The 17986-nt window shown below is 72.3% G+C and carries 14 protein-coding genes; 3 read left to right on the forward strand and 11 right to left on the reverse strand.

Annotated elements, in window-relative coordinates; translation table 11 throughout:
- Nucleotides 1–66: 66 nt before the first annotated feature.
- Together ACZ462_RS13080 and ACZ462_RS13085 are read right to left on the reverse strand one after the other, a co-directional pair.
- Nucleotides 67–1629: an MFS transporter gene (locus ACZ462_RS13080; RefSeq protein WP_467803725.1), complete on the reverse strand. Its 1563-nt coding sequence runs from the start codon at nt 1627–1629 to the stop codon at nt 67–69.
- Nucleotides 1630–1632: 3 nt separating this feature from the next.
- On the reverse strand, nt 1633–2178 hold the full coding sequence (locus tag ACZ462_RS13085) for a TetR/AcrR family transcriptional regulator (protein WP_467803724.1): 546 nt from the start codon (nt 2176–2178) through the stop codon (nt 1633–1635).
- 182 nt (nt 2179–2360) lie between these two features.
- Here ACZ462_RS13085 and ACZ462_RS13090 point away from each other — a divergent pair, with 182 nt between their 5' ends.
- Complete coding sequence (locus ACZ462_RS13090) at nt 2361–3539, forward strand: hypothetical protein (protein ID WP_467803723.1); 1179 nt, start codon at nt 2361–2363, stop codon at nt 3537–3539.
- A gap of 205 nt (nt 3540–3744) precedes the next feature.
- On the opposite strand, the gene argH is transcribed toward ACZ462_RS13090, so the two are convergent.
- Together argH and ACZ462_RS13100 are read right to left on the reverse strand one after the other, a co-directional pair.
- A complete protein-coding gene (argH, locus tag ACZ462_RS13095; protein ID WP_467803721.1) occupies nt 3745–5175 on the reverse strand; it encodes an argininosuccinate lyase in 1431 nt (476 codons plus the stop codon).
- Between the two features lie 114 nt (nt 5176–5289).
- Nucleotides 5290–6483, reverse strand: a complete 1194-nt coding sequence (locus tag ACZ462_RS13100; protein WP_467803719.1) for an argininosuccinate synthase — start codon at nt 6481–6483, stop codon at nt 5290–5292.
- Nucleotides 6484–6758: 275 nt separating this feature from the next.
- On the opposite strand from ACZ462_RS13100, the gene ACZ462_RS13105 reads away from it, so the two are divergent.
- Both ACZ462_RS13105 and ACZ462_RS13110 read left to right on the forward strand, forming a co-directional pair.
- Nucleotides 6759–8258: a HEAT repeat domain-containing protein gene (locus tag ACZ462_RS13105; protein ID WP_467803717.1), complete on the forward strand. Its 1500-nt coding sequence runs from the start codon at nt 6759–6761 to the stop codon at nt 8256–8258.
- Nucleotides 8259–8374: 116 nt separating this feature from the next.
- Nucleotides 8375–9085, forward strand: coding sequence for a L,D-transpeptidase family protein (locus tag ACZ462_RS13110; RefSeq protein WP_467803936.1), 711 nt, complete (start codon nt 8375–8377; stop codon nt 9083–9085).
- Nucleotides 9086–9118: 33 nt separating this feature from the next.
- Here the strand turns inward: ACZ462_RS13110 and ACZ462_RS13115 are convergent, their stop codons facing one another.
- The 7 genes from ACZ462_RS13115 to ACZ462_RS13145 form a co-directional block, all read right to left on the reverse strand.
- A complete protein-coding gene (locus ACZ462_RS13115) occupies nt 9119–9682 on the reverse strand; it encodes an arginine repressor (protein ID WP_467803716.1) in 564 nt (187 codons plus the stop codon).
- 7 nt (nt 9683–9689) lie between these two features.
- On the reverse strand, nt 9690–10895 hold the full coding sequence (locus ACZ462_RS13120) for an acetylornithine transaminase (protein ID WP_467803714.1): 1206 nt from the start codon (nt 10893–10895) through the stop codon (nt 9690–9692).
- The gene (argB, locus tag ACZ462_RS13125; protein WP_467803712.1) at nt 10892–11845 is read right to left on the reverse strand and encodes an acetylglutamate kinase; all 954 of its coding nucleotides are present in this window, start codon (nt 11843–11845) and stop codon (nt 10892–10894) included. The genes ACZ462_RS13120 and argB overlap by 4 nt, the downstream gene beginning before the upstream one ends.
- The gene (gene argJ, locus ACZ462_RS13130) at nt 11842–12999 is read right to left on the reverse strand and encodes a bifunctional glutamate N-acetyltransferase/amino-acid acetyltransferase ArgJ (protein ID WP_467803711.1); all 1158 of its coding nucleotides are present in this window, start codon (nt 12997–12999) and stop codon (nt 11842–11844) included. Before argJ ends, argB begins: the two co-directional genes overlap by 4 nt.
- A gap of 90 nt (nt 13000–13089) precedes the next feature.
- Complete coding sequence (argC, locus tag ACZ462_RS13135; RefSeq protein WP_467803710.1) at nt 13090–14118, reverse strand: N-acetyl-gamma-glutamyl-phosphate reductase; 1029 nt, start codon at nt 14116–14118, stop codon at nt 13090–13092.
- 631 nt (nt 14119–14749) lie between these two features.
- Nucleotides 14750–16351, reverse strand: coding sequence for a serine/threonine-protein kinase (locus tag ACZ462_RS13140; RefSeq protein WP_467803708.1), 1602 nt, complete (start codon nt 16349–16351; stop codon nt 14750–14752).
- Between the two features lie 215 nt (nt 16352–16566).
- Nucleotides 16567–17955: a flavin monoamine oxidase family protein gene (locus ACZ462_RS13145; protein WP_467803707.1), complete on the reverse strand. Its 1389-nt coding sequence runs from the start codon at nt 17953–17955 to the stop codon at nt 16567–16569.
- Nucleotides 17956–17986: the final 31 nt, after the last annotated feature.

Below are 17986 nucleotides of genomic sequence, written 5' to 3' on the forward strand. Positions count from 1 at the left end.
GCGGGATGGTGTCCCGCAGGCGGACGGACTGTCAACCTCGTTCTGCGGCGCGCCTCTTGGCCGCGGTCAGGGGTGCGCCGGGGCGCCGTCCTGGAGCTTCTGCCCCTTGAGCAGGAACCATGCGGCGACGGCGGTGGCCAGCAGGACGAGCGCGCTGACCCCGGAGGCCAGCCGCAGGCCCTCCACGAAGGTGTCCTGCGCGGCGGTGACCAGGGCGTGCGCGGTCTGCGGGTCCAGCGAGGACGCGGCTTCGACGGCACCGCCGAGCGAGTCGTGCGCCGCTTCCGCGACGGCTGGCGGGACCTGCGCGGGGGCGGTGAAGCCCTGGTAGACGCCGGTGACGACGGAGCCGAGGAGGGCGATGCCGAGGGCCGCGCCGAGTTCGTACGCGGTCTCGGAGACGGCCGAGGCCGCGCCGGCCTGCTCCTTGGGGACGCTGGAGAGGATCACGTCGGCGGTGACGGTGAAGGAGAAGCCGGCGCCGATGCCGACGGCCAGCAGGGACGCCCCGAGCAGCGGGTAGCCGCTGGACCGCTCCACCGCGGTGAGCGCGGCCAGCGCCAGGCCGATGGCGCCGAGCCCGCCCGCCACCACGGCCCGCACCGAGAAGCGGCGGGCCCAGGCGCCGGCCACGAGGCCGGTCGCGACGGCACCGACGGCCGCGGGCAGCTCGGCCAGGCCGGCCTCCAGCGGCTCGCGGCCCTGGACCAGCTGGAGGAACTGGGAGAGGAAGAACAGCAGCCCGGAGAGGCCGAAGACGGTCAGCAGGTCGGCGACGACCGCGCCGGAGAAGCCGCGGTCCTTGAAGAGCCGCACGTCGAGGAGCGGCGCGTCCAGGGTGAACTGGCGGCGGACGAAGGCGTACAGGGCGGCCGCACCGGCGAGTGCGGCCACGGCGACCTCGGGGGTCGGGCCGTGCGTGGCGGCTTCCTTGACGGCGTAGACGACGCCGATGACGCCGACGAGGGACAGGGCGACGCTGAGGAGGTCCCAGGGGCCGGCGACCGGGTTCTTCGACTCGGGCAGCAGCTTCGCGCCGACCACGACGAGGACGGCCATGACGGGCAGGTTGATGAGGAAGACCGAGCCCCAGTAGAAGTGCTGGAGCAGCGCCCCGCCGACGACGGGCCCGACGGCGGCGCCCGCGGAGGCGGTCGCCCCCCAGATGCCGATGGCGAGGCTGCGCTCGCGCGGGTCGGTGAAGATGTTGCGGATCAGCGCCAGGGTGGACGGCATGAGGGTCGCACCGGCGACGCCGAGGAGGGCCCGGGCGAGGATCATCATCTCGGGGCTGGTGGCGCAGGCGGTGAGCACGGACACGGCGCCGAACGCGGTGGCGCCGGTCAGGAGCAGCTTCTTGCGCCCGATGCGGTCGCCGAGGGAGCCCATGGAGACGAGCAGGCCGGCGATGACGAAGGAGTAGATGTCGCCGATCCACAGCAGCTGCGTGCCGGACGGCTTCAGGTCTTCGGAGAGGGACGGGGTGGCGAGGCCGAGGACGGTGGCGTCGACGGCGACGAGGAGGACGGCGAGCACCAGGACGGCGAGCGCGAGCCAGCGCCCGCGGCTGCCGCCGCCACTGGTGCCCTCCGCCCCCTTCAGGGGCTTCAGCTGCTCGGTGCGGGTCATGTCCTATCGCTTTCGTTGTGCTCCGCCGAGCAACAGCTCGGTGATCATGTGGTGGTAGTCCTTGGCGGCGACCCGGCCGTCCATGACGGCCCAGGCGCAGGTGCCGATGAGGCCGTACAGCGCCTCGGTCAGCCAGGCGGGGCTCAGGTCGATGCGGATGTCGCCCTCGGCCTGGCCGCGCCGGAAGAGGGCGCTGACGCGGGCGTCGAGCCGGGCCCAGCCCTCGTTGACCTGGTCGCCCTCGAAGAGCTGGTTCTCGGTGACGAGGAAGGCCAGCAGCTGCGCGTTCGCCTCGCTCTCGGCGACGAGCCGGCGCAGCGCCTCGACTGCGGTGTCCTCGCCGAGCCGGGCCCGGTCGAGGGCCTGCTCGAACTCGCGGATGCCGAGGTCCTCCAGGGCCCGTACGAGGGCGTCGCGCCCGGCGAAGTGCCGGTGGAGGGTCGCCCGGCCGACACCTGCGGCGCGGGCGACCTCGTCCATCGTGGCGGTCGACTTGCGGGAGAGCAGGGCTGCGGCAGCGCGGAGCACCTGGTCACGATCCATGGCCATGAGACAACGATACACCAAATGAGACGTCGATGTCTCATTTTAGTCCGCTGCTCCACCCCGTCCTCCAGAACCGACCCCAACCAGCGGGGTTTTTGATCACGGACGGACTGCAGGCCTAGCATGCCCATGCCACCCCCGCCGCTCCCCGCCAACCGACGTCCGACGTCCGACGAAAGCGACCCATGCGCATCCAGCGGATCCTCGCCACGACCGCCGCCCTCACCTGTCTGACCGCCCTCGCCGGCTGCAAGGAGGGCGGCGACCGGAATGCGCCGCCGGCCGGTGCCGGCGCCTCCGCCACCGCCGCCGCGGAGGGCGCCCTCGCCGCGGCGCAGCAGCAGCTGCGGAAGTACGCATCCTGCGAGGACCTCAGCGCCGAGCCCGGCGACCCGCGCCTGCCCGCCCGCGACTTCCCCAAGGTGGGCCGGTGGTCGGTGGCCGAGGTCGGCGTGTGCAGCGACACCTCCGAGACGGGCGCGATCGCCATCGCCGTCCCGAAGGACATGAAGGCCTTCCAGGAGGGCTACAAGAAGTACGTCATGGACAGGATCGCCGCGGGCGACGGCGACTACGGGCTGTTCGACCAGGTCCTGGCCGGCAAGGACTTCGTCGTCTTCCCGACCCGCACGCAGACGTCCGTGAAGCTCGTCCGCTCCGACCTGCGCGTCCTCGTCTGCCACCCCGGCGGCCGGGTGCCCGAGGGGTACAAGCGGGAGAAGTCCCTCGTCGAGGGCTGCTCCCTCACCGACTTCGTCGCCGCCGAGGACGGCTCGGGCAGCCCGAATACCGAGATCCCGCAGAACCCGGACAACGGCGGGGAGGCCAAGCCCGGCCAGCCGAAGAACGGCAGCCTCGGCCTCCCCCGCGCCGGCAGCCTCGCCGAGCTGCGCAAGCTCGTCGGCAACAGCCTCGACTGCGGGAAGAACTACTCCACCGACCCCGAGACCGTGGCCGTCTCCTCGATCGACTACCAGCCGGTGGTCACGGGCAACGCGCTGGACTGGGGCGTGACGGGCCGCGCCCTGTGCGGGCAGCCGGCCGGCGAGCGCCGCGCCCACAACCTGAGCTGGCTGAACACCGTCGGCGACATGAAGAGGCTCCAGGCCAAGGCCAAGGCCGCCCAGCAGGCCGACCTGAAGGACGACGGCCGGCTCAAGGCGACCACCAGCCTGCTGCTCGTCGGCCAGGACGTCGCGGTCGAGACCAACAGCCCCTCGTCGCGGGTCGGCCTGTACCAGCTGCAGTTCCTCTACCTGAACTGCACGCCCGGGTTCACCGCCCCGGCCGGGTACCGGCTGGAGAAGGCCCAGGTCGACGGCTGCGTCCTGACCAACTACGAGCCGGACCACCCGCTGGGCTGAGCCACGGCCGCGCGAACGCGACGGAGGGGCGGCCGGAGCACCGGGCTCCGGCCGCCCCTCCGGGCGTGCCGCGGCGTGCGGACCGGCATGCCCCGCGCCCGGGGGCGTACGGGGGTGCCGGGCCGCAGGGCCGCGGGGTTCGGGGGCGGCGGCGCGTGGGCCGCCGCGGTGGGACGAGCGACAGCGGGCGGACGGGCCGCCGCGGCTACTGCTTGTGCTGCGCCCAGGCGTGCTGGATGACCAGGTCCGCCTTCAGCTCGGTCAGCTGGAGCGCCACCGCCGACGGGGCGGTGCCGCCGCGGCCGTTGCGGGAGGCCAGCGCGCCGGGCACGTTCAGGACCGTCCGCACCTCCGGGGTGAGGTGCTCGGAGATCTTCGCGAACTGCTCGTCGGTGAGCCCGTCGAGCTCGATGCCGAGCGCCTCGCACTCCTTGACGCACTCGCCGGCCACCTCGTGCGCCACCCGGAACGGCACGCCCTGCTTCACCAGCCACTCGGCGATGTCCGTGGCGAGGGAGAACCCGGCCGGGGCCAGCTCCTCCATGCGCTCCCGGTTCACGGTGAGGGTGGCCATCATCCCGGTGAAGGCGGGCAGCAGCACCTCCAGCGTGTCGCAGGAGTCGAAGACGGGCTCCTTGTCCTCCTGGAGGTCCCGGTTGTACGCGAGCGGCAGCGCCTTGAGGGTGGCGAGCAGGCCCGTCAGGTTGCCGATGAGCCGGCCGGACTTGCCGCGCGCCAGCTCGGCGATGTCCGGGTTCTTCTTCTGCGGCATGATCGACGAGCCGGTGGAGAAGGCGTCGTGCAGGGTCACGAAGGAGAACTCCTTCGTGTTCCAGATGATGACCTCCTCCGCGATCCGCGACAGGTTCACGCCGATCATCGCCGTGATGAACGCGAACTCGGCGACGAAGTCGCGGGAGGCCGTCCCGTCGATCGAGTTGCCGACGGAGCCCCGCTCGAAGCCGAGGTCGGCGGCGACCGCCTCCGGGTCCAGGCCGAGGGAGGACCCGGCCAGGGCGCCCGAGCCGTACGGGGAGACCGCGGTCCGCGTGTCCCACTGGCGCAGCCGCTCGGCGTCCCGGGACAGCGCCTGTACGTGCGCCAGGACGTGGTGGGCGAAGAGCACCGGCTGCGCGTGCTGGAGGTGGGTCCGGCCCGGCATGGCCACGTCCGGGTGTGCCTCGGCGAGGCCGATCAGCGCGTCCTGGAGGTCGGCGATCAGCCCGCCGATGATCCGGGCGTGGTCGCGCAGGTACATCCGGAAGAGGGTGGCGACCTGGTCGTTGCGGGACCGGCCGGCGCGCAGCTTGCCGCCGAGTTCGGGGCCGAGCCGCTCCAGCAGGCCCCGCTCCAGGGCGGTGTGCACGTCCTCGTCGGCGATGGTGCCGGTGAAGGAGCCGTCGGCGACGTCCGCCTCCAGCCGGTCCAGTCCCTCCAGCATGCGGTCGAGCTCGTCCGCGGTGAGCAGGCCGGCCTTGGCGAGGACCCGGGCGTGGGCGCGGGAGCCGGCGATGTCGTACGGGGCGAGGCGCCAGTCGAAGTGGACGGACGCGGACAGCTTGGCGAGGGCCTCGGCGGGGCCGTCGGCGAACCGGCCGCCCCAGAGCCGGACGTCGCCACCGTTGTTGCTGCTCACTGCTGCTGCTCCTCAAGACTGCTGCATGACTGGTGTGCGGCGGCCTCCCCGCCGCGGAGGTACGGGGAGGCCGTCCGGGTGCTGCGTACTGTGCTGCGGGCCGCGGGCGGGGCCTCAGGCGAGGTCGCGCTTGGCGGCGATCTTCGCGGAGAGGGCGAAGATGTCGATGAAGCCCTGGGCCTTGGACTGGTCGAAGGTGTCGCCGGTGTCGTAGGTGGCGAGGTTGAAGTCGTAGAGGGACTCGTCGGACTTCCGGCCGGTGACGACGGCCCGGCCGCCGTGCAGGGTCATCCGAATGTCGCCCGTGACGTGCTGGTTGGCCTCGTTGATGAAGCCGTCCAGGGCCCGCTTGAGCGGGGAGAACCACAGGCCGTCGTAGACGAGCTCGCCCCAGCGCTGCTCGACCTGCCGCTTGTAGCGGGCCAGTTCGCGCTCGACGGTGACGTTCTCCAGCTCCTGGTGGGCGGTGATCAGCGCGATCGCGCCCGGCGCCTCGTACACCTCGCGGGACTTGATGCCGACGAGGCGGTCCTCGACCATGTCGATCCGGCCGATGCCCTGCGCGCCGGCCCGTTCGTTGAGCTGCTGGATGGCCTGGAGCACGGTGACGGGCTTGCCGTCGATGGCGACCGGGACACCCTCCTTGAAGGAGATGACGACCTCGTCGGGCTCCCGCGGGACGGCCGGGTTCGAGGTGTACTCGTAGATGTCCTCGATCGGGGCGTTCCAGATGTCCTCGAGGAAGCCGGTCTCGACGGCGCGGCCGAAGACGTTCTGGTCGATGGAGTACGGGGACTTCTTGGTGGTGGCGATCGGCAGGTCCTTCGCCTCGCAGAAGGCGATGGCCTTGTCCCGGGTCATCGCGTAGTCGCGGACCGGGGCGATGCACTTGAGGTCGGGGCCGAGGGCCTGGATGCCCGCCTCGAAGCGGACCTGGTCGTTGCCCTTGCCGGTGCAGCCGTGGGCGACGATGCCGGCGCCGTGCTTCTTCGCGGCGGCGACCAGGTGCTTGACGATGGTGGGGCGGGAGAGCGCCGAGACCAGCGGGTAGCGGTCCATGTAGAGGGCGTTCGCCTTGATGGCCGGGAGGCAGTACTCGTCGGCGAACTCGTCCTTGGCGTCCGCGACCTCGGCCTCGACGGCACCGCAGGCGAGCGCGCGCTTGCGGATGACGTCCAGGTCCTCGCCGCCCTGGCCGACGTCCACGGCGACGGCGATGACCTCGGCGCCCGTCTCCTCGGCGATCCAACCGATGGCGACGGAGGTGTCCAGGCCGCCCGAGTAGGCGAGTACGACGCGCTCGGTCACGGGTTTCTCCTTACGGTGCATTCAACGACAGGCATAACTATGCACTACTCCGTATGTTTCGTCAATCAGGGCGGATGTCGGGGCGCTGAGCTGCGGTTTCGGGGGACATCCGCGTGTGGGGGCGGTGAGGCGGGGCGTAGGGTCGGCGTTCCGGCACGGGGCTACGGGCTGGGGGCTCCTCGGGGGAGACGGGTCCGGCGCGAAACCGGCCGGTCATGAGTGGGACAGGCCCGGCCCGACGCCGGGAGGGAAGCAGCGGAGGGGACGGAACACACGTGGACGCACGCAGCCGGGAGGCCGGGAAGGGGCGCGCAGCCGCCCACGCACTGCTGCGGGGCACGCCCCCGCCCGCCGGCGGCCTGCTGCGGTCGGCCGGCCCCGACGCCTGGATCGCCTTCGACGAGGAGATCCGCCGCAACGGCCCCCTCCCCGACTCCGCCGCAGCCACCCTCCGCGCACGCCTCTTCGCGTCCCTGGGCCGCCGCCTTCCGGAACCCCCCGTCGAGGTGCTCCTGTGTCACCCCGACGGCAGGGTCCGCGAAGCCGCCCTCGGCACGCCGCAGCCCCCGCCCGAACTCGTGGTGATCCGCTGCGCCGACTGGGCCGCCGCCGTACGCGAACCGGCCCGCCGCCTCCTCGCCCGCACCCTCGCCGACGCCCCCGCCGCCACCCTGGTCGCCCTGACCCCGCTCGTCCTGCGGCTCTCCGGGCGCGACCAGGGCGCCTGGGCGCTCGCCCTCTTCGAAGCCGCCCTCCGCACGGACCCCCCGCTGCCTGCCGCCCCCGCCCGGCGCAGCCCGAGTCCCGAGCCCGCGCCGCCCGCCGACCGCCCACCGACAGCGCTCGCCCGCCTGCGCGACAGCGCCGACCTGCCGACACGCCGCCACGCCACGCGCCTCACCCTCGACACCCCGCTCCTGCGCGACCGGCTGACCGTACGGGACCTCGCCGGCCTCGCGGCAACCGAACGCGACCCGGCGAACGCCGCAGTGTGGACGGACGCGGCCCTTTGCGCCTTGGCCGCTGCATGGCCGGACGGCGAAGGCCGGCGGGACGGCGCGGGCGAGCAGGACGGCGCGGGCGGTCCGGATGACGCAGCCGTACGGGACGCGGCCGTGGACCTCCTCGCCGGCAGCCCGCTCCCGGCCGTCCGCGCCGCCGGCGTCACCGCCCTGCGCCGGGCCGGCCGCACCGCGGAGGGCGTGTCCCACCTCGCCGACCGCTCCCCGCTCGTACGGGCCTGCGCGCGCCGGCTCGTCTCCCAGAACGGCGGCGACCCGCACGACCACTACCGCCGCCTGGTCGCCGACCCGTCCGGCTGTTCCCCGCACGCGGTGGCCGGCCTCGCCGAAGTCGGCCGCACCGAGGACGCCCCCGTCCTGCGGAGCCTCCTCGACCACCCGACCGGCGCGGTACGCGCCGCCGCGGTGGCCGGGCTCCGCCGCCTGGGCTCCGACCCCGACCGCACCACGCTGCTCGCCTTCCTGGACGACCCCTCCCCCGCGGTGGCCCGCGAAGCCACCCGCAGCCTCCGCCCGGTGGCGGAGGCCCTGGACACCGCCCGCCTGCTGTCCCGCTGCACACCGAAACAGCCGCTCCACACCCGCCGCGCGGCATTCCGGCTGCTCCAGGCCCAGGGCGGCCCGGCCGCGAGGCAGGCGGCGGCGTCCCTGACCTCGGACTGGGACCCGGCCCTACGCCGCGCGGCTCGCGCGGCGTCGGGCGTCTCGGCGCCGACAGACCGCACCGGGCGGCGGGGGTGGCTGCGGGGGTAGGGGTTGGGCGGGGGTGGGTGCGTGGAGGCGGCCCCGCATCCGGGTGACCTCACCCGCCGCATGCCCCGCCTGCGCCGCCCGCGCCCCCTCCCCCGCGTACGGTCTGTCCCGTGCTGCTGCGTATCGCTCTCGTCACCGGCTCGCTGGTCGTCTCCGGCCTGCTCGCGCACGGCTCCCCCGCACATCCGTGGCCCCTGCCTCCACCGCTGCCCGCGCGGCTCGCCGACACGGGGGGCGGCAGTCAGCTGATCACCGCGGTGGCGCCCGCGCCCGGCTCCACCACGGGGCGGGTGACGTGGTGGGACCGGTGGGGTGGGCGCTGGTACGAGCGGGGCAGTGCCGAGGCGCGGTTCGGTGCCAACGGGCTGACGGAGGGCGCGACCCGCACGCAGGGCACGAACACCACGCCGACGGGCCTGTACGGGCTGCCGTACGCGTTCGGGATCCGCCGGGCTCCGGCGGGCACGGAGTTCGCGTACCGGCCGGTCACGGATGCCTCGTGGTGGTGCCAGGACAACGCGTCGGGCAGTTACAACCGCTGGGTGGAGCCGCTGCCCGCGGACTGTGCGCCGGGCGAGGCGGAGCACCTGGTCGCGTACGGGCAGCAGTACGCGCATGCGATGGTGATCGGCTTCAACTACGAGGAGCCGGTGCGCGGGCGCGGTGCGGGCATCTTCCTGCACGTGAACGGCAAGGGGGCGACTGCGGGTTGCGTGTCGGTGCCGGAGGGTGCGATGCGGGCGATCCTGCGCTGGGCGGACCCGGACCGCGCCCCCCACATCGCGATCGGTACGGAGTCCGGGGCGCTGGCGGTCACCCGCTACTGACCGGCCCGCCCCGAGGGCGGGCCGGCGGGCCCCTCACCCCTCCTTCTGCGCCAGCTTCAGCATGTGGTCGGCCAGCGCCTGCCCTCCGGCCGGGTCGCGGCTGATCAGCATGAGGGTGTCGTCGCCGGCGATGGTGCCGAGGACGGCGTGCAGTTCGGCCTGGTCGATCGCCGAGGCGAGGAACTGGGCCGCTCCGGGCGGGGTGCGCAGGACGACGAGGTTCGCGGAGGCCTCCGCCGAGATCAGCAGTTCGCCGGAGAGGCGGCGCATGCGCTCCTCCTTGGCCGACTCGCCGAGCGGGGCCTGCGGGGTGCGGAAGCCGCCCTCGCTGGGGACCGCGTAGATCAGCTCGCCACCGGTGTTGCGGATCTTCACGGCGCCGAGTTCGTCGAGGTCGCGGGAGAGCGTCGCCTGGGTGACGCTCAGCCCGTCGTCGGCGAGCAGCTTGGCCAGTTGGCTCTGCGACCGGACCGGCTGACGGTTGAGGATGTCCACGATCCGGCGGTGGCGGGCGGTCCGGGTCTGCGGGACGGACGGGCCCCCCGCGGGCTCCGGCCGGGGGGAGCCCCACTGGTCGTTGTCCTGCGCCTGGCTCATCGTCGTCTCATTCCCCGGTTCGTCCGTCCCCGTTGGCTGCGTCGAGGATGCCGGGCAGGGCCCGGACGAACGCGTCCGCCTCGTCCTCGGTGAGCACGTACGGCGGCATGAGCCGTACGACGTCGGGGGCGGGCGCGTTGACCAGGAAGCCGGCGTCCTGGGCCGCCTGCTGCACCTGCGGTGCGTACGGCCCGGTCAGCACGATACCCAGGAGGAGGCCCTCGCCACGGACGTGGGAGACCAGCGGGTGGCCGGCGGCTTCGATTCCGGAGCGGAGCTGCTCGCCGCGGGCCTTGACACGGTCGAGGAGGCCGTCGGCGGCGATGGTGTCGAGGACGGCGAGTCCGGCGGCGCAGGCGACGGGGTTCCCGCCGAAGGTGGTGCCGTGCTGGCCGGGTCGGAGGAGGTCGGCGGCGGGCCCGAAGGCGGCGACGGCGCCGATGGGGAGGCCGCCGCCGAGGCCCTTCGCGAGTGTGACGAGGTCGGGGTCGACGCCTTCCTGGGCCTGGTGGGCGAACCAGTGGCCGCAGCGGCCTGTGCCGGTCTGGACCTCGTCGAGGACGAGGAGGGTGCCGGTGGCGCGGGTGATCTCGCGGGCGGCCTTGAGGTAGCCGGCGGGCGGGACGACGACGCCGTTCTCGCCCTGGACGGGTTCGATGACGACGAGGGCGGTCTCCTCGGTGACGGCGGCGCGGAGGGCTTCGGTGTCGCCGTACGGGACGTGCGTGACGTCGCCGGGCAGCGGCCGGAAGGGGTCCTGCTTCTTGGGCTGGCCGGTGAGGGCGAGGGCGCCCATGGTACGGCCGTGGAAGCCGCCGGCGGTGGCGACCATGCGGGTCCGCCCGGTCAGCCGGCCGATCTTGAAGGCGGCTTCGATGGCCTCGGCGCCGGAGTTGCAGAAGAAAATCCGGCCGGGGCGGCCGAAGAGCTGGAGGAGCCGTTCGCCGAGCGCGAGGACGGGCTCGGAGGCGTAGAGGTTCGAGACGTGCCCGAGGGTGGAGATCTGGCGGGTGACCGCGCCGACGACGGCGGGGTGGGCGTGACCGAGGGCGTTGACGGCGATGCCGCCGACGAAGTCGGTGTACTGCCTGCCGTCGGCGTCCCAGACCTGGGCGCCTGAGCCGCGGACGAGGGCGACGGCGGGGGGGCCGTAGTTGTCGGTGAGCGAGGCCTGCCAGCGGGCGGCGTACTCCTGGTTGCTGCTGCCGGTCACTGCTGCTCCCCTCCCTGGGCGTGCGCTGCCCGTTCGTCGGGCACGACCATGGTGCCGATGCCCTCGTCGGTGAAGATCTCCAGCAGGATCGAGTGCGGGACCCGCCCGTCGATGACGCGTGCGGTGCCGACGCCGCCGCGGACGGCGTGCAGGCAGCCCTCCATCTTGGGGACCATGCCGCTGGACAGTTCGGGCAGGAGCTTCTCCAGCTCGCCGACGGTGAGCCGGCTGATGACCTCGTCGCTGTTCGGCCAGTCCGCGTACAGGCCTTCGACGTCGGTGAGGACCATCAGCGTCTCCGCGCCGAGGGCGGCGGCGAGAGCGGCGGCCGCGGTGTCGGCGTTGACGTTGTAGACGTGCCCGTCGTCGGCGCTGCGTGCGATGGAGGAGATGACGGGGATGCGGCCGTCGGCCAGGAGCGCTTCGATGGCGCCGGTGTCGATGGCGGTGATCTCGCCGACGCGCCCGATGTCGACGGCTTCGCCGTCGATCCGCGGGGTGTGCTTGGTGGCGGTGATGGTGTGGGCGTCCTCGCCGGTCAGGCCGACGGCGAGCGGGCCGTGCTGGTTGAGCAGGCCGACGAGTTCCCGCTGGACCTGCCCGGCGAGGACCATGCGGACGACGTCCATGGCCTCGGGGGTGGTGACCCGCAGGCCGGCCTTGAACTCGCTGACGAGGCCGTGCTTGTCGAGCTGGGCGTTGATCTGGGGGCCGCCGCCGTGCACGACGACGGGCTTCAGGCCGGCGTGCCGCAGGAAGACGACGTCCTGGGCGAAGGCCGCCTTGAGGTCGTCGTCGACCATGGCGTTGCCGCCGAACTTGATGACGACGACCTTGCCGTTGTGGCGGGTCAGCCAGGGCAGGGCCTCGATGAGGATCTGCGCCTTGGGCAGGGCGGTGTGCTTGCGGGCGGTGGTGCCGGGCCGGCCGGCCTTGTCGTTGTGGGTCATGACGAGTACGCGCTGTTCTCGTGGACGTACTCGGCGGTGAGGTCGTTGGTCCAGATGACGGCCGAGGCGCCGCCGGTGGCGAGGTCGGCGGTGATGCGGACTTCGCGGTCCTTCATGGAGACGAGGTCGCGGTCCTCGCCGACGGAGCCGTTCTTGCAGACCCACACGCCGTTGATGGCGACGTTCAGCCGGTCCGGGTCGAAGGCGGCGGAGGTGGTGCCGATGGCGGAGAGCACCCGGCCCCAGTTGGGGTCCTCGCCGTGGATGGCGCACTTGAGGAGGTTGTTGCGGGCGATGGACCGGCCGACCTCGACGGCGTCGTCCTCGTCGGCCGCGCCGACGACCTCGATGCGGATGTCCTTGGAGGCGCCTTCGGCGTCGCCGATGAGCTGGCGGGCGAGGTCGTCGCAGACGGTGCGGACGGCTTCGGCGAAGGACTCGTAGGCGGGGGTCTCGCCGGAGGCTCCGGAGGCGAGCAGCAGCACGGTGTCGTTGGTGGACATGCAGCCGTCGGAGTCGACGCGGTCGAAGGTGGTGCGGGTGGCGGCGCGCAGCGCCCGGTCGAGGGTGGCGCTGTCGAGGTCGGCGTCGGTGGTGAGGACGACGAGCATGGTGGCGAGGCCGGGGGCGAGCATGCCGGCGCCCTTGGCCATGCCGCCGACCGTCCAGCCGTCCTGGGTGACGGATGCGGTCTTGTGGACGGTGTCGGTGGTCTTGATGGCGACGGCGGCGGCCTCGCCGCCGTCGGCGGAGAGGGCGGCGACGGCGGTGTCGATGCCGGGCAGGAGCTTGTCCATGGGGAGCAGGACGCCGATGAGGCCGGTGGAGGCGACGGCGACCTCGCCGGCGTTGTGCTCGCCGCCGAGGGCCTCGGCGGCCTTCTCGGCGGTGGCATGGGTGTCCTGGAAGCCCTTGGGGCCGGTGCAGGCGTTGGCCCCGCCGGAGTTCAGGACGACGGCGCTGACGGCACCGCCCCGCAGGACCTGCTCGGACCACTGCACGGGGGCGGCCTTGACGCGGTTGGAGGTGAAGACGCCGGCCGCGGCCAGTCGGGGCCCGTTGTTGACCACGAGGGCCAGGTCCGGGTTTCCGTTGTCCTTGATTCCCGCGGCGATGCCCGCCGCGGTGAATCCCTGTGCTGCCGTGACGCTCACTGCGTCCTCTCCTTCGGTTCGTCGTCCGCGCGCGGCGGGCCGGCGCGGTCTTCGGGGCGTACGGGGGTCAGGGGGCCGGGGGCCGGGGGCTCAGGGGGCGATCCCGGTGAGGGGCAGGCCCAGCGTCTCGGGGAGGCCGAGGGCGATGTTCATGCTCTGGACAGCGGCGCCGGCGGTGCCCTTGGTGAGGTTGTCGACGGCGCTGACCGCGACGATCCGCCCGGCGGCGGTGTCGAGGGCGACCTGCACCTGGACGGTGTTGGAGCCGAGGACGGAGGCGGTCGCCGGCCACTGGCCCTCGGGGAGCAGCTGCACGAACGGCTCGTCGGCGTACGCCTTCCCGTACGCGGCGCGCAGCGTCTCGGCGGTGGTGCCGGGGAGGGCCTTGGCGGAGCAGGTGGCGAGGATGCCGCGGGACATGGGGGCGAGGACGGGCGTGAAGGAGACGGAGACGCGCTGCCCGGCGACGGGGCTGAGGTTCTGCACCATCTCGGGGGTGTGGCGGTGGCCGCCGCCGACGCCGTAGGGGCTGGCGGAGCCCATGACCTCGGAGCCGAGGAGGTGCGTCTTGAGGGCCTTGCCGGCGCCGGAGGTGCCGGTGGCGGCGACGATCACGGCTTCGGGCTCGGCGAGCTGGGCGGCGTAGGCGGGGAACAGCGCGAGGGAGACGGCGGTGGGGAAGCACCCGGGGACCGCGACGCGCTTGGACCCCTCCAGCGCGGCGCGGCCGCCGGGCAGCTCGGGGAGCCCGTAGGGCCAGGTGCCGGCGTGGGGGGCGCCGTAGAAGGCGTCCCAGTCGGCGGAGTCCTTCAGCCGGTGGTCGGCGCCCATGTCGACGACGAGGACATCGGGCCCCAGCTCGGCGGCGACGGCGGCCGACTGTCCGTGGGGCAGCGCGAGGAAGACGACGTCGTGGCCGGCGAGCACCTCGGGCGTGGTCGCCTCCAGCGTCCGCCCGGCGAGCGGGCTGAGGTGCGGCTGCAGGCCGCCGAAGGCCTGCCCGGCGTTGGAGTTCCCGGTGAGGGCCCCGATCTCGACCTCGGGGTGCGCGAGAAGCAGCCGCAGGACCTCACCGCCCGCATACCCGCTCGCCCCGGCCACTGCTGCACGTACCACCATCGGAACCTCCTCCTCGATGGCATGACTATACGTAACTATGCAGTTTTATGCAAAGGGGGTGATCGACTTGGGGCGTTCGGAAATCCGCTTGAGCGGGCGCCGGGTGGGCGTGGCAGGCTCGCGCGGTGATCGTTGAGTTGATTTCTCGCTCCCTGGGCTGGGAGGAGGTGGATCCCGCCCGTCACGCGTTCGACGCGTCCGCGGCGCAGGCGGTGCGTTCTCTCGGCCCGGCCCGGCGTGTGCCTCGCCGCCCGGACGTCCCCTTGCGACCCGGCGATGATCACCCGGAGCCGTGGCGAGGCCACGTCCTGGGCCGGTCCTCATCCAGATAGGAGTTGGCTCCAGCGACACCACTGCGACCGCATCGTTCGCCACGGCCACGAGCAGGTCGACCAACTCGCCTGCCTGGGCCGCACCGGCGGAAACCCGCCACAGCCCCTCGGCCTCGCGGACACTGAAGCTCAAGGGGAAGGGCCGGCGCTCCACGCCGACACTGTTCACACTGAACGCGCCCTGCCGTCCCACCTCGATCACTGCCCCACCCCGGAGAAGCCTCCAGCCGGCCTGCCCGGCCCACACGCGCCCATCATCGCCGGTCAGCAGGACCGGTTGCGGCCGTCCCCGATTGCGTCTATGCGGTGCGCCGGTAGCGGGTGATCGCGACCTTGATGGGTCCGTCGTCGGAGGCATTGTTGAGGATTCGGACGATGGCGATGTCGCGGTAGCCGTAGGCGCGGATGCAGAAGATGCTGTCGGTCCGCAGGGTGGTGAAAGGGAGGGATGATGCGGGCTGGGTGTCGAGGCCGGTGAGGCAGTCGGCGAGGGTGAGGACCCCAGTGGGCGAGATGTAGGTGATGCTGTCGTTGGGGACGTAGAACTCGCCTGCTTCGCGTCCCAGGTACCAGTCGGGGGTTTCACGCGTGACCCGTCCGCTGCTCAGGTCGATTTCGTAGTCGGAGTCCGGCGAGGTCAGCTCTCGGTCGGTGTACTGGGCGGTGTAGTCGTTCGATTTGGGGTGAGGGCTGCCCGTGGAGGGTGTGATCGGAGCACTCGCGGTGGAGGGCTGCACGGTGGCGGGGAGGGTGGCATCGGGCCCGTCTTCGGCGCTGTCGGACATTCCGGGGAAGGCATGGAGGAGAAGGCCGCCTCCGAGAAGAGCCAGTGCCACGAGGAAAGCCGTGCGACGGGTGTTGGCCTGGCGGGCAGGGGGTTTGCGCCTGATGGGGGCGGGCGGCTGGGGCGGTGCGGGAAGTGGAGTGGGGGCGCCGGCAAGGGCGCCCGCCAGGCCGAGTTCAATCGCAGGCCGGTCTGTGGGGGCGGTGTGGCGGCTGATGTCGACGCTGATGTGTGCGGGAAGCCAGCCGTCGGTGAAGCTCAGACGTCTGCCGTCAGCGGCGGCCTGGTTGCGTGCTGTTTCGATGAGCCAGTCGGTGCTGGGGCGTTCGGCGGGATCTTTGGCCAAGCACTGGCTGACCAGGTGGTGCAGGGCACTGGATACGCCGGTGAGGTCGGGCTGCTCGTGAACAGCTCGATAGAGGGCGGCGTGTTCGGGTCCGTCGCCGAAGGGGACCCTGCCGGTGGCCGTGTGGGCGATGAGGGCGCCGAGGGCGAATACGTCGGTGGCGGGTGTGGCGGGTCGGCCGAGGATCTGCTCGGGGGCCATGAAACCGGGTGATCCGATGCGCAGGCCGGTACCAGTCAGCGCGATCGCGTCGGCTGCTCGGGCTATGCCGAAGTCGATGACTTTGGGGCCGTCGGGCGCGATGAGGACGTTGGCGGGTTTGAGGTCGCGGTGGACCACGCCGGCGGTGTGGATGGCTTGGAGTGCTTCGGCGATGCCGACCAGGAGCAGCAGAACGGTGCGTTCGGGCAGAGGGCCGTGTTGGCGGGTGACCTGGTGGAGGGAGGGACCGGATACGAAGGTGGTGGCGAGCCACGGTGTGGAGTCGTGGGGGCCGGCGTCGATGACCTGTGCTGTGTAGAGGCCGTGGATCCGTCGGGCGCTGGCGACTTCTTGGGCGAAGCGGTGGCGGAATCCGGGATCGGTGGCCAGTTCGGGACGGATCACCTTGAGCGCGACGGGGCGTCCGCCTGGGGTGTGTGCCAGATAGACGAAGCCCATGCCGCCGGCGCCAAGGCGGGCCGAGAGCCGGTAGCTGCCGATCTGGCGGGGGTCGCCTTGGGCCAGGGGCTGGAAGGCCTGGGGCGGGGCGGTGGGCAGCTGGGTGTTCATGGTGGCTCCGTGCGTCAAAGCAGGCTCTGCGGTGAAGGGTCGTTGTCTTGGAGGGAAGCCGGGCTGGATCGTGCAGGGTAGGGGCCTGGGGGGCGTGGTGGAACGGCTGGTACACGAGAGGCCCGATGCCTCGCGTCTTGTTGCCGAACGGATGGTGGGGGTCTGGCTGCCGTCCCCGCCGGGGCCCGCCGCGGGGACGGCGGCCTGGCGTCTTGTCAGCTGAGGGCATCCTTGGCGGCCCTGATGCCCGAGAGGTAGGCGCCGTGAACGGTGGCCGAGGAGTTGCGGCTGGTCGCCTCGCCTGCGAAGTAGACGCGGTCGGCGATACGGGAGGCGAGCTGGTCGCGCATCGCGGGGTTGGAGCCGACTTTGTAGTAGGAGTAGGAGCCTCGGGCGTAGGGGTCGGAGGCCCAGCGGGTGATTTGGTGGCCGACCGGTTCGGGGATGCCCGATCCGAAGATGGTCTTCAGGGTCTGCATGGCGCTGGCGATGATCTTTGCGTCGTCCCAGCTCTCGATGGTGCGGCCGAAGTCCGCGGCGTTGAAGCCGAGCAGGATCGGCTCGCCGTTGGCGCGGGTGACGTTGATCCACTGGGCCCACTGGCCGTACTTGTCGACGGGGGGCACGTAGTTCAGCCAGTCGGTGTCGGGCCAGAACTGTTTCGGGAACTTCAGGTAGCACTTGTTCAGGACGCCCATGCCGAGGCTGTCGATGGCGGTGCGCTTGGCTGCGGGAAGGCCGGGGGCGAAGGTGACGGTGCCGCTCTGCAGGACGCCGAGGGGGAGGGTGATGACGACCTGGTCGGCGTGGAAGGTCCCCTTGTTCGTGCGGACGGTGACACCTCTGGAGTTCCAGTCGATGTTCTCGACCTGGTGGCCGAGGCGGACGGCGAGGCCGCGGGCCAAGTAGTCGGTGATCTGCCCGTATCCCTTGGGGAAGAGGACATCGTCGCCCTTGAGGGTGGAGTCGCTGTCGAAGTAGGGGGCGGACATCTGCGAGACGCTGCCCGAGTATTCGTGCTCGTAGTCGTTGAGCGCGTTGTTGACCATGGCTTTGTCGCCGTCGGGCAGCGCGGAGAAGCGCAGTGCGCGTTCGACAACGCTGCGCATGGCTGCGTCGCGGTCCTGTTCGTCCTGGTAGCGGGCGAGCGCGTCGGCGGTCCGGTCCCGCCAGCGGGTCAGGGCTTGGGCCTGAGCCCCTTCGGCTTCATGACCGTCGGAGAGATACTCGGTGGCGCTCCCGAGGTCGGTCACGACTGTCTTGGCCTTGGCTTTCGCGGCCAGGTCGGTGAGGGGGTTCTGTTCGATGCCGTGGATCCAGGACGCGCCGAGGTCGACCGGTGCACCGTGCCAGTTGCCGCTCGTCCAAATACGGCCACCGATACGGTTGCGGGCCTCCAGTACGAGGACGTTCTCGCCTTCGTCGACGAGGTGGCGGGCTGCAGCCAGGCCGCTGATGCCTGCGCCGATGACGATCACTCCTGGCGCCGAAGAGGAGGAAGTGGCGGCGGCTTCGAGCCCGTCGGCTTGGCAGGCGGCGAGCAGGCCCGCGGCGGGCAGGCCGAGACCGACACTCGCGAGGAACCGTCGACGATGAATGGTCATGTTTGTGCCGATCTGCGTTCTGGATGCGGGC

The sequence above is a fragment of the Streptomyces sp. NPDC031121 genome, from assembly GCF_055570615.1.

What these genes read in the sequence shown, in the direction of transcription:
- ACZ462_RS13080 (WP_467803725.1), bottom strand. Translation starts at nt 1,629, where the DNA reads ATGACCCGCACCGAGCAGCTGAAGCCCCTGAAGGGGGCGGAGGGCACC.
- ACZ462_RS13085 (WP_467803724.1), bottom strand. Translation starts at nt 2,178, where the DNA reads ATGGCCATGGATCGTGACCAGGTGCTCCGCGCTGCCGCAGCCCTGCTC.
- ACZ462_RS13090 (WP_467803723.1), top strand. Translation starts at nt 2,361, where the DNA reads ATGCGCATCCAGCGGATCCTCGCCACGACCGCCGCCCTCACCTGTCTG.
- ACZ462_RS13115 (WP_467803716.1), bottom strand. Translation starts at nt 9,682, where the DNA reads ATGAGCCAGGCGCAGGACAACGACCAGTGGGGCTCCCCCCGGCCGGAG.
- argB (WP_467803712.1), bottom strand. Translation starts at nt 11,845, where the DNA reads ATGACCCACAACGACAAGGCCGGCCGGCCCGGCACCACCGCCCGCAAG.
- argC (WP_467803710.1), bottom strand. Translation starts at nt 14,118, where the DNA reads ATGGTGGTACGTGCAGCAGTGGCCGGGGCGAGCGGGTATGCGGGCGGT.
- ACZ462_RS13140 (WP_467803708.1), bottom strand. Translation starts at nt 16,351, where the DNA reads ATGAACACCCAGCTGCCCACCGCCCCGCCCCAGGCCTTCCAGCCCCTG.
- ACZ462_RS13145 (WP_467803707.1), bottom strand. Translation starts at nt 17,955, where the DNA reads ATGACCATTCATCGTCGACGGTTCCTCGCGAGTGTCGGTCTCGGCCTG.